The sequence below is a fragment of the Micromonospora sp. NPDC051296 genome (assembly GCF_040682255.1).
Lineage (GTDB): Bacteria > Actinomycetota > Actinomycetes > Mycobacteriales > Micromonosporaceae > Micromonospora > Micromonospora craterilacus.
The window spans coordinates 1-11,229 of sequence record NZ_JBFBAO010000235.1 but is presented as its reverse complement, the minus strand read 5'-3'; the positions used below and the strand labels follow the sequence as shown (position 1 = coordinate 11,229).

General features: G+C 70.6%; 5 protein-coding genes. 3 read left to right on the top strand and 2 right to left on the bottom strand.

Annotated elements, in window-relative coordinates; translation table 11 throughout:
• Window positions 1–69 precede the first annotated feature (69 nt).
• The 3 genes from pglZ to AB0M52_RS22625 all read left to right on the top strand — a co-directional run bounded on the left by pglZ (window position 70) and on the right by AB0M52_RS22625 (window position 6,240).
• Window positions 70–2,697 carry a BREX-2 system phosphatase PglZ gene (gene pglZ, locus AB0M52_RS22635; protein ID WP_363956952.1) on the top strand — a complete coding sequence of 876 codons (2,628 nt, stop codon included), beginning with the start codon at window positions 70–72 and terminating at the stop codon, window positions 2,695–2,697.
• Entirely contained in the window at window positions 2,694–4,016 is a 1,323-nt protein-coding gene (brxD, locus tag AB0M52_RS22630; RefSeq protein ID WP_363956949.1) for a BREX system ATP-binding protein BrxD, read from the top strand. Before pglZ ends, brxD begins: the two co-directional genes overlap by 4 nt.
• 103 nt (window positions 4,017–4,119) lie before the next feature.
• Entirely contained in the window at window positions 4,120–6,240 is a 2,121-nt protein-coding gene (locus tag AB0M52_RS22625) for a DEAD/DEAH box helicase (protein WP_363956946.1), read from the top strand.
• A 115-nt stretch (window positions 6,241–6,355) separates the two neighbouring features.
• Here AB0M52_RS22625 and AB0M52_RS22620 read toward each other — a convergent pair whose 3' ends face one another.
• Entirely contained in the window at window positions 6,356–9,331 is a 2,976-nt protein-coding gene (locus AB0M52_RS22620) for an AAA domain-containing protein (RefSeq protein ID WP_363956943.1), read from the bottom strand.
• A 189-nt stretch (window positions 9,332–9,520) separates the two neighbouring features.
• Window positions 9,521–11,068: a pectate lyase gene (locus AB0M52_RS22615; RefSeq protein ID WP_363956940.1), complete on the bottom strand. Its 1,548-nt coding sequence runs from the start codon at window positions 11,066–11,068 to the stop codon at window positions 9,521–9,523.
• Window positions 11,069–11,229: the final 161 nt, after the last annotated feature.

Below are 11,229 nucleotides of genomic sequence, written 5' to 3'. Positions count from 1 at the left end.
GCCGCGTTGGGGCAGAAGGTGACGCAGGAGCTCGACAGGTATCGCAACGGTGATGCGTACCCGGTCATAATGGTCCGCGCGGAGCCGGAATGGTCCCACGAACCGGTTCTACCGTTGCCCGGCGGTCGGCAGGCCCGGGTGGTGCCGTGCGTGTCGCCGCTCGCCGTCTGGGAGCACCTCGTCGCCGAGCGGGACGACGAGGTGCTGGTGCTGCTCACCGACGTCCCCGAGTCCGGTCTCGGCGTCGGCGTACGCAGCCGCATCTTCCGGCAGCAGGTGATCACGGTCGAGCCCTGGGATCTCGTGGTCGATGCGTTCGGTGCGCAAGTGCCGGACGGCGCCCTTGAGGACGAACGGTGGGCCGGCCCCGCGCTACTGGACGCGATGCCGCCCGGCGGATGGCCCCGACTCACTACCAGCGTGCTGACCCGGGACGTCGCGCTGCGACACCTGGCCGCCATACGGCTCGGCCTGGACCGGCGAGGGAATGGCCCTGACGACCTCGATGTGCCGACCCTGTTGCGGTGGAGCATCGAGCCGGGCATGGTCGAGGCGTTCGAGCTGCTCCGGCCGGAGGAACGCGACGGCCTGGCGCGCTGGCTAATCGAGCAGTTTGGTCGGCCGGCGCGGGCGCTCTTCGCACTCGTCGATGCTGGGCACGGCACCGACGCGCTTCCCCTGGGTCTGGTCTGCGACGCGTTGTGGATCAGTGACAACCCCGACGCGGTGCGTGTCCAGGGGCGGGTGGACCAGTACTTCGGCAACCTCAACGACGACGTCACAGTGCGCGGTCTCGCCGACGCGGCCGTGCAGGTGGTCGGTGCAATGGTGACGGACCGGGACCCGAAGATCCGGCGCCAGGGACACGCCGTGCTGGATCGGGCCGAACAACTCCTCATCCAGTTCAATGCCGTCGACAGCGCCGGCCACAGCCGGATCTTGCGTACCGGCTTCGGCCGGCGGATCGACGTCGCGGCCCAGGCTCTCCTCGCCGGTCTGACCGACCCGGCCGAACCGACGTTTAGGGCGGCCGTCGATAGCCTCCGCGAACACCTGTTGGCCAAAGCTGAGGAGACGCGGGTAGAGCGGGTCCGGATGGCGCAGCGCCTCGTCCAGTGGCTCGGGACCACGGTCGAGCCGGCCGCCAGTGTTGCTGACGGGATACATCGACAGATGGCCGAGTGGGGCTGGGTCGATCTAGCGCTGAATCACGTCTGGGTCGGCGAAGACGCCCACCCGAAGCTTCAGCACACCTTCCGCGTGGTCTTCGAGCGTGCACAGGAGCGGCGCCGAGAGCTCGACGGTGCCTTCGCGCAACGGCTCGGTGCCTGGGCCACCGCCGGCCCTGGCAACGACGGCGACCTGCTGACGGTCGAGAACCTGCTGCCCCGCGTCATCGATCCGCTGCTGCGCGCCGAGCGGCCGGTGCTGCTCGTGGTGCTCGACGGGATGAGCGCGGCGGTCGCCGTCGAACTGGCCGACGAACTGTCCCAGCACTGGGTGGAGTACGATCCGCTGGCCGGTGACGGTGTCGGACAACGCCGCGGACTCGCGGCCGCGTTGCCCACCCTGACTGCCGTGTCCCGGACCTCCCTGTTCGCCGGAGCGCTCAGAAGTGGGACTCAGGCCACCGAGAAGCAGATGTTCGAACAGGGGCGTTGGGGCAGGGGTGCCCGCATCTTCCACAAGGGCCCCGCCAGGGGCGGCGCCGGTGAGGTGTTTGCCGGCGAGCTGGCCGAGGTGATGGCCGATCCGTCCCGCCTGGTGGCTGTCGTGATCAACACGGTGGACGAATCGTTGGCACACGGACGGGAAGGCGACGAGGCCGGCTGGCAACTAGACGATCTCGGCTTCCTGCGCAGCCTGCTCGACCTTGCTCGCTCCGCCGGCCGTGTCGTCGTGGTCACCAGCGATCACGGGCACGTACTCGAACGCGGCGGCGAGCACGTCAAGGCCGCCGATGCGGCGTCAGCCCGGCATCGCTCCGGCCCGGAAGCGGCCGGAGCGGGGGAGGTGGAACTCACCGGACCACGCGTGGTCGCCGAGGGCCAGCGGATCATCGCGCTCTGGGACCCGCTGCGGCGCTATCGTCCCACCAGGGCCGGGTACCACGGCGGAGCCTCTCTGGCTGAGGTCACCATTCCGTTGCTGACCTACCTGGCTCCGAACGTCACCGACATCCCGCAGAACTGGGCACCGGTAGAGGTGCGGCGGCCGCAGTGGTGGGATGCGGCGGCACAAGCGCCTGTCGTCTCGGCTGCCACCACCTCGGCGCCCCCAGCGAAGTCGCGCCGCAAGGCACCTGTGGTGGCAGGAGACGCTCTCTTCGACCTACCGGCGCCGTCTGCTCCCGCCGTGCCGTCCGGTGCTGCCCGCAGCGACGACCTAGTGGAAGCGTTGCTCGACACCGAGTTCTTCAAGGCGCAGCACAGCCTGACCCCGCGCAAGGTCGACCGCAGGAAGATCGAAGCGGCGATCCGGGCACTCGTCGAGGCAAAGGGTGTACTGCCGGCCGTCGTTCTGGCGCAGCGGGCCGGGGAATTGCCGGCCCGAGCGGGAGGCTTCGTCATCACCCTGCAGCGGATCTTCAACGTCGACAACTATCCGGTGCTGTCGCAGATCGACGACGGGCGCACGGTTCGGCTCGACATCGCACTGCTGCGAACCCAGTTCGGGCTGCCCGGCGGTGCCGCGTGAGCGGCGTCAGCCCCGCGCGGCGCCGGGAGGTGATCGACGCGCTGCGCCGTGGCGCGGTCCCCGCGGCTGGGTTGGACCTGCTCGCGGTCGGGCTGGACCGCTTCGTCACCGCGACAGCGGACGACCTGGCGACTGTGGCCGCTGGTGGCTCGGTGTTCAAAGCGGTCCGCGGCGAGTACGGCTCGGGTAAGACCTTTTTCACCCGCTGGATCGCGGAGCAGGCGAAACGGGCCAACTTCGCTGCGGCCGAGGTGCAGATCTCGGAGAACGAGACACCGCTGCACAAGCTGGAGACGGTTTACCGGCGGTTGACCGAGCGGCTCACCACCTCGGCGTTTCCGCCGAGCGCCCTGCGGCCGGTCGTCGACGGCTGGTTCTATGCCCTAGAGGAAGACGTCCTAGCTGCCGGTGAGGTGGCGGCCGACAACACCGACAACACCGACGACCTCGACACGGCGGTGAGTGCACTGCTGGACCAGCGGCTCGCTGCCGTGAGCCGCAGTGCGCCCGCCTTCGCCGCCGCGCTGCGCGGCTACCGGGCCGCCGCCCTTGCGGATGATCCGGCTACGGCCGACGCCGTGCTTGCTTGGCTCGGTGGTCAGCCGCATGTTGCGGCGTCCGCTCGTCGGGTCGCCGGCGTACGCGGCGATCTCGACCACTTCGCGGCGCTCAGCTTCCTGCAGGGACTGCTCGCCGTGCTGCGCGACAGCGGCCACCCCGGGCTGCTGCTGGTCCTCGACGAGGTGGAGACGCTGCAGCGGGTCCGTTCCGACGCGCGGGACAAGGCGTTAAACGCGCTGCGACAGTTGATCGACGAGGTGCACTCCGGACGTTTCCCCGGGTTGTACCTGGTCATTACCGGCACGCCGGCCTTCTACGACGGGCCGCAGGGGGTGCAACGTCTCGCCCCTCTGGCACAGCGGCTTGCGGTGGACTTCAGCATCGACGCGCGATTCGACAACCCGAGGGCGGTGCAGATCCGCCTGACCGGGTTCACCGCCGACTCGCTCGTCGAACTCGGTGGCCGGGTACGCGATCTCTACGCCGACGGCTCGGCTGCCCCCGGGCGGATCCGTGCCCTGGTGAACGACGCGTACCTGGAGAAGTTGGCACGGGCGGTCGCGGGCGGACTGGGCGGGAAAGTGGGAGTGGCGCCCAGACTGTTCCTCAAGAAGTTGGTGGGGGAGGTGCTCGACCGAGTCGACCAGTTCGCCGATTTCGACCCTCGGCAGCACTACGCTCTCACCCTATCCGCCGCCGAGCTGACCGACGTGGAACGCAACGCGACCAGGGCTGACGAGATTTCGCTCGACCTATAGGAAAGAATCAGACCATGAGCAACGATCTCGCCGATCTCCTCGGAGTCGATAAGCACGGCCAGGCGGTCAGTGGGAGCCTCGACGAAGTTGGCGCCGACCGCTGATGGGTGGGGCCGAGCTGCTGCATCCGGTCGTGATCCACCACGTGGTGAACTCGTTGCAGTGGCCGGCGCTGCGGCCGCTGCAGGAGGCCGCCGTGCAACCGCTGCTAAACGGTTTCGACGCCCTGTTGCTCGCGCCGACCGCTGGCGGTAAGACCGAGGCCGCGATGTTTCCCCTGCTGTCCCGGATGGCCCAGGAGAACTGGTCCGGCACCTCCGTGCTCTACGTCTGCCCCCTGAAGGCGCTGCTTAACAACCTGCTGCCCCGAGTCGAGAACTACGCCGGCTGGTTGGGGCGGCGAGCGGCGTTGTGGCACGGGGACGTGACCATGGGGCAGCGCCGCAAGATCCTTCGAAAGCGGCCGGATGCCCTGCTCACCACTCCGGAGTCGCTTGAGTCGATGCTGGTCAGTGCGGCCGTCGACCATCAAGAGTTCTTCCGGCACCTCCGGGCGATCGTGGTGGACGAGGTGCACGCCTTCGCCGGTGACGATCGTGGCTGGCACCTGCTCGCGGTGCTCGAACGACTCAGTCGGGTGGCTGGGCGTCCAGTGCAGCGGATCGGCCTCTCTGCGACCGTCGGCAACCCAGACGACCTGCTGCGGTGGCTACAGGGGGCGGGCCGCGACCATCGGCCGGCGCGGGTGGTGGCCCCGGATCTGGTCGCCGCCGCCTCCTCGGCTGCGCCGGCCGGTCCGCCCGGTGAAGTTCAACTGGACTATGTCGGCTCGGTCCACAACGCTGCTCGGGTTATCGCCGGCCTGCACCGAGGCGAGAAGCGGCTCGTGTTCTGCGACTCCCGTGCGCTTGTCGAAGACCTCGGCCAACGACTACGCGAGCTCGGGGTCAGGACCTTCCTCTCCCATGCCTCACTCGCCGTCGACGAGCGTCGACGGGCGGAGGAGGCGTTCGCGCAGGAGCGGGACTGCGTCATCGTCGCCACCAGCACTCTCGAACTGGGTATCGATGTCGGCGACCTCGATCGGGTCATCCAGATCGACGCGCCACGGAGCGTCGCCGCCTTCCTGCAGCGAATCGGCCGGACCGGGCGTCGGCCAGGCAGCGCCCGGAACTGTCTCTTCCTCGCCTTGGACGGTGCGGGCCTGCTGCACGCCAGCGGGCTGCTTTGGCTCTGGCAGCAGGGATGGGTAGAGGCCGTCGTCCCGCCGGCCGAGCCCCGGCACATCGTCGCCCAGCAGGTTCTCGCACTGGCGTTGCAGCGGCATCGGATCGGCGACCAGATGTGGCCGGAAGAGTGGAACGGTCTTGCCCCGTTCGACAAGAGCGCCGACGTCATCGTGCGGCACCTCGCCGAGCGCGGGTTTCTCGACTCGGATTCGGGGATGCTGTTCATCGGGCCGGAGGCCGAGCTCAGATTCGGTCGTCGACACTTCATGGACATGCTCGCGGTCTTCACCGCGCCGCCGCAGTTCACCGTGCTGTCCGGTCGCACCGAGATCGGTCGCACCGATCCGGCCCTGTTGACGGCCCGGGTCGAGGGCCCCCGGCTGCTGCTGCTCGGCGGACGCAGTTGGCGGGTCACGTACGTCGACTGGAAGCGACGCCGTTGCTTCGTGGAACCGGCCGAGGGCGGCGGCAGGGCTCTCTGGATGACTGGCGGAACGCCTCAGGGCCTGTCGTACGAGATGGTCCGCGCTATGCGCGAGGTGCTAATCGGGGCCGACCCGCCGGTCGAACTTACCCGACGGGCCGTCGAGCGGCTGGCCAAGCTGCGTGACGAGGCGACGTCGTGGGTCCACCCTGGCGGGACGATGATCGTCCGGGACCGTGAGGGGGAGGTCCGATGGTGGACCTGGGCCGGTTTTCGTGCCAACGCCACCCTGGTCGCCACCCTCGGTGAGCTGGCCGATCCCACCCAGCGCTACGACGACTCGGCCATCCGGCTGCGACCCGACCTGGACCGGAACATGTGGCGGCGAATAACGGCGGACGCCGTGAACAGAATTTGCGTGCCCCAGGTGACCGAGAAGGCCCTTGCCGGCCTCAAGTTCAGCGCGGCCCTTCCCGACGGGCTGGCGAACGCCACGCTCGCGGCGAGGTTGGCGGATGTCGAGTCCGCCGCGACGGTGCTCCGAGGGCCTACCCGATTTGCCTATTTGTGAGCCGCTGGGCAAGGTCTCAAGCGAATCGCCGTCGCGCACGAGCGCGGAGGGTGAGCACCACGACCGGCCGGAATTGCTCGGCTTGGAGGATCGGACAGGCTCTGAGCCGACGTGTTCATCGCGGTTCGGTCCGGGCGGCGAGGTCCAGCGCCGCCCGGATCGGGTCGTCGGCCCAGCGGCTGGCGAACACGTCGTACAGAGACCAGCCGGCCCGTACCAGCGTGCGCTGTCGCTCCACATGCGCGGCGACACCGTCCGGGTGTACGCCGCAGATCACCCCGACCGCGTCCGCGTCGGGGCCGACACAGAGATCGATCCGCCACCGGCCGACCGGATAACCGGACCGGACCACCAGCCCGATCCGCTCCAGCTCGATGGCGAGCGCCCGAATCCACGAGTCCGACGGCGCGGCGTCCGGCTCGGACGGCGCCGGCGGCTGCCCGGCGTACCGGACGTAGTCGCCGACGATTCCCTCCGGCGACCGCAGGGACGTGACCACCGTGAGGTGCTTCCTGGCCCGGGTGACCAGGACGTTGAACAGGTTCGGCTCCGCCGCGAAGCGGTGCCGCGACGGCGGGTCGTCGTCGACCAGCCCGAGAGAGGCGATCACCACATCCGCCTCGCTGCCCTGGAAGGCGTGCACCGTCCCCGTCCGCAGGCCCAGCCGTTCGATCTCGTCGACGTCGTACGCCGACAGCAGCGCCGCCTCCACCGCGTCCGCTTGGGCCCGGAACGGGCTGATCACCGCGATCCCACCCTCGGGCGGCTGCGCCGACAGGGTCCGGACCAGGTCGAGCACCGCCGTCACCTCGGCCTGGTTGACGCCGTCGACCAAACCGGCCTCGGCGACCGTCACCACGTCGATGGCGTCGGCGCGCTCGTTGCGCGGGTGCCGGGTGACCAGCTCCAGCCGGCCGCCGTAGAACCGCCGGGCAGAGAACCCGATCAGATGTGGCGCGGACCGGTAGTGCTCACCGAGCCAGGTGACCGGTGCGGCGCCGGCCGCCACGTCGAAGGCGCTGGACCGCCGCACGTCGAGCCGATCGGCGAAGCGGTCCAGGCCGTGCCGGTGCAGCGTGGCGGCCACGTCCTCGTCGGACACGAAGGACACGAACCGCAGCTGTCGCGGGTCACCGGCGACCAGCGCCCGTCGTGCCCGGGCCAGCACCGGAGCGGCCCGCAGCTGGTCGACGTGCGCGGCCTCGTCCAGCACCACCAGGTCGAACATGCCGGCCACCGGCGGCAACAGGTCCTCGACGTCGGCCACCGTGCCCACCCACAGGGGCAACGCCCGCACCAGCGCGTCGGCATCCAGCCCGGCGAGCAGCTCGCGGCGCCGGTTGCGTCCTGACCGCAGGGACGTGCCCAGGCCGCTGACGGCGCGCCGGGCGTCCGCCGTCCACCGTCGGGCGCTGGTCGCCCGGTGCCGCAGGGCCGTGCCGACCGCCTCGGCGAGCGCCGTGTCCGCCTCGGCCAGCGCCCGCCAGGCCGCCGCCAGCTCCGTGCCACCGCTCACGGCCAGCCGGGCCGCCGCCCGTACCGCGGCTGCCGCGGCCACCGCCGCCCGCAGCCGCTCGACGGGTACGTCGGGGCCGGCACCCGTCAGCCGCCGGAGCCGCCTCGCGGCGTGCGACCGTCGCATTCGCCGCCACCAGCCGTCGCCGGACCGGCTCGCGCCGGCCAGGGCGGTCCGGACCGCATCCAGGTCGGTGTCCGGCTCGAACGCCGCCGGGGCGTCGTGGCTCAGCGCGGGCAGCAACGGCTGCCAGCCGGGCAGCGCCGCGGCCAGCCGTTCCTGCTCCAGAGCCGCGGCGATTCCGGCCCGGACCGCGGCGTGCCGGTCCCGGGCGGTCGCCACTGCGGCGTCGTCGCTGCGGAGCTGCGCGTCGTCGGCGCCGGCGGCGGCCCCGCCGGCCAGCTCGGCGGCGATGACCTCGCGTCGCTCGGCGTCACCGAAGAGCACGGGGGTGGGCCCGGGATGCCGGCGCAGCAGCTCGCCGAGCACCTCCGCGGCGTGCACCGACTGCGTCGCCACCAGCACCGATCCGCCCCGGCCCACGGTGTCCAGCGCGGCCGCGACCAGGGCGTGGCTCTTGCCGTTGCCCGGTGCCCCGGAGACCACCACCACAGGTTCCGTCCGGGCCCGCCGGATCACGTCCCGCTGCGCGGCGCTCAGCGGCAGGGGCGACAGCACGTCGTCCTGATCGGCCCCGCCGGTGCCCGGCGGCTCCGCCGTACCCACCGGGCCGGTCGCCCTGGCCGGTGGGCCGCCGGCGACCGGGGCTTGTGGTGGGTGGACCGTCGTGGTCGGGCTGCTGGTGGTGTCGGTGCTGCCCAGGTAGAGCCTGCTCAGTGCCGTGTCGGCCAACCCGGGACGGCCCGCCCAGTTCAGCAGGGTGTCCCGGAGTCGACCGGCGAACACGTCGCGCGTCACGAAGATGGCAGCGGCGGCAACGCCGGTGATGACCGTGTCGTCGATGCTGCTCGGCTTCGCGACGACCGCGTTCACCTTCAGACCCGCGGCCTCGGCCGCCGCGGTGATCCAGGCTGCGGTGCCGGGCGCGGGCAGCCAGCCGGGTCCGGCGAGCCCCGGGGCGGCCTCCAGCCGGGCGGCGAGTTCCCGGTCCTCGATCAGTGGGGTCAGTTCGAGGTCACCGGCCGGGACGACCCGGTAGCCGCGTCGCCCGCGCTCCAGGCGTACCGGCTGGGCCAGCAGCGGCAGTCGGACGCGCCGCCGCCCGCCGTCCACGTCGGCCCCGCCTACCAGGAAGGCCAGGCCGAGGCGGAGGATCCGTTCGTCGCGGTGCAGCGCGTCCAGTGCCGCCAGGCGGTCCAGCCGGGCGCTGCGCGGGCCTCGGTGCGGCTCGGGCAGCCAGACCAGTGGCCGGCCGGTGCCGGACACGTCGAAGACCCGCTCGGCGCCGGCTGGGGCCAGGTCGGCGAGTGCGGTGAGAATGGTCGCCGCTTGCATCGCCCGCAGATTCTGCCGTACGACGGCGAGGTCGAACTTCTCGCGCTGCCGGAGCCGGTCCGCACCCGGCCGGGGGACCGCCTGTCGTCGGAGGTCGCCCGGCTGGCCCGGCCGCGCCACCGGGCTGGACGTGTCTGTGCGGCCCCTTTGCTCTGCCTCAACGCGCGCAACGGGATCGACCTGGAATCGGTGCGCCGGTTGAAGCAGTGCAAAGGGCGGGCAGCGTGGGTGGGGCCGCCCGGTCTGACGGCCCCACCCACGGATCGATGTCGGCAGGTCGCCGGCATGACGGGCCGGCGGGATGCGGTGCTATCCGGCGTAGGTCTCGAACTCGGCGACCCTCGGCGCGCCGGACGAGCTGGCGATGTCGAAGGTGATCTTGCGCAGGGAGGTGGCCGGGAAGGTGATGACGCCCGCCGTGCTGCCCGAGGCCAGGACGGCACCGGTGTCGTGGTTGAGGACCCGCCACGACCGGATGTTGCCGACCGAGCCGGATGCCTCACGGATGTTGATCCTGGAGACGGTGGTGGCGGAACCCCACTTGATCGAGATCTGGCCGGTCGCGCCAGACGGCGACCAGGCGGTGCTCATGTTGCCGTCACGTACGTCGCCGTAGCTCGTCCCGCTGGCCTTGCTGGAGCCGTCGGAGTCGGCTCCGATGCTGAGGTTGGGCCCGCTGGGCGTGGTCGGCCCGGGCGTGGGGGTGGTGGGCCCGGGCGTGGGGGTGGTCGGGGTCGGCGTTGGTGCCTGCGTCGAGCAACTGCCGGTGGAGACCCGCATGCCCTTGTTGGCGCCGGCGGTCTGGCTGACGATGCTCGGCACGCAGCTGGCCCCGTCGAGGCTGTAGGAGTACGGGATGCTGACGGTGGTGTTGGACGTCGGGTTCGGGCCGGCGGGGTTGTTGTCGCTGCTGCGGCTGGACCAGGTCACGTTGTCGAAGATGTTGCCGCTGACCTGCCAGTAGCCGGCCTGGTTGGTGTAGAAGGTGCCCAGCACGTCCTTGGAGTTCCGGAAGTAGTTGTTGTCCACCTTGGCGCGTGCCCCGGCCCGGGAGTTGATGCCGGACTCCCGGATGTTCACGTAGTGGTTGTTGTAGATGTGTGCCGTGCCGCCGCGGAGCAGGGGCACGCGGGAGTCGAGGTTCTCGTACAGGTTGTGGTGGAACGTGATGAAGTCGTTCGAGAGGTCGCTCTCGCTGGACCCGATGAGGCCACCACGGCCGGAGTTGCGCAGGATGCTGTACGACAGGGTCACGTACTGGGTGTTGTTCTTCATGTCGAAGAGGCCGTCGAAGCCCTCCGCCTCGCCACCCGAGGCCTCCAGCGTGACGTGATCGACCCAGACGTTGCGGACGTTGGCCTCCATGCCGATGGCGTCGCCGCCGTTGGAGAGCGGCGAGCCCGACTTCTTGACGTTCCGGACGGTCACGTTCTGGATGACGATGTTGCTGGCCTCGCGGATGTGGATGCCCAGCTGGTCGAAGACGGCCCCGTTGCCGACCCCGATGATGCTGACGTTGCTGATCTGCTTGAGTTCGATCACGTCGGCGGCGGTGTTGCAGCTCGACCCGGACACCTTGGTGGTGTTGCCGTGGTTGATGGTTCCCTCGACCTGGATGATGATCGGGGTGCTGCTGCTGGGCCGACCGCACAGGGCCGCGTGGATCTGGGTACCCGTGGTGGCGCGTACCGTCTGCCCGCCCGTGCCCCCGGTGGTTCCACCGTTGCGGGTCGCGAAGCCGGTGGCGCTGCTGATCGCTGCCGATGCCTGGGGTGTCGTCAGGGCCACGCAGACCGCGGCCCCCATGGCCGTCGCGGCCAGCCCCGCCAGGAGTCGCAGTGCGACTGGTCGTCTCATCCTCGTCTCACCTTCCTTGCTGTTGGTGGTGGTGGGTAAGGAAGGGCCCCTTCTTAACGCCTGAGGGGCGGATTCGAGGGGTCGTTGCAACATGGTGGTCTAGCCGGTGACGGCTAGGAGCTTAGCGAGACGTTCGGCTGGGGTGTCCCAGCCGAGCGTTT

What these genes read in the sequence shown, in the direction of transcription:
- pglZ (WP_363956952.1), top strand. Translation starts at nt 70, where the DNA reads ATGGTCCGCGCGGAGCCGGAATGGTCCCACGAACCGGTTCTACCGTTG.
- AB0M52_RS22615 (WP_363956940.1), bottom strand. Translation starts at nt 11,068, where the DNA reads ATGAGACGACCAGTCGCACTGCGACTCCTGGCGGGGCTGGCCGCGACG.
- AB0M52_RS22625 (WP_363956946.1), top strand. Translation starts at nt 4,120, where the DNA reads ATGGGTGGGGCCGAGCTGCTGCATCCGGTCGTGATCCACCACGTGGTG.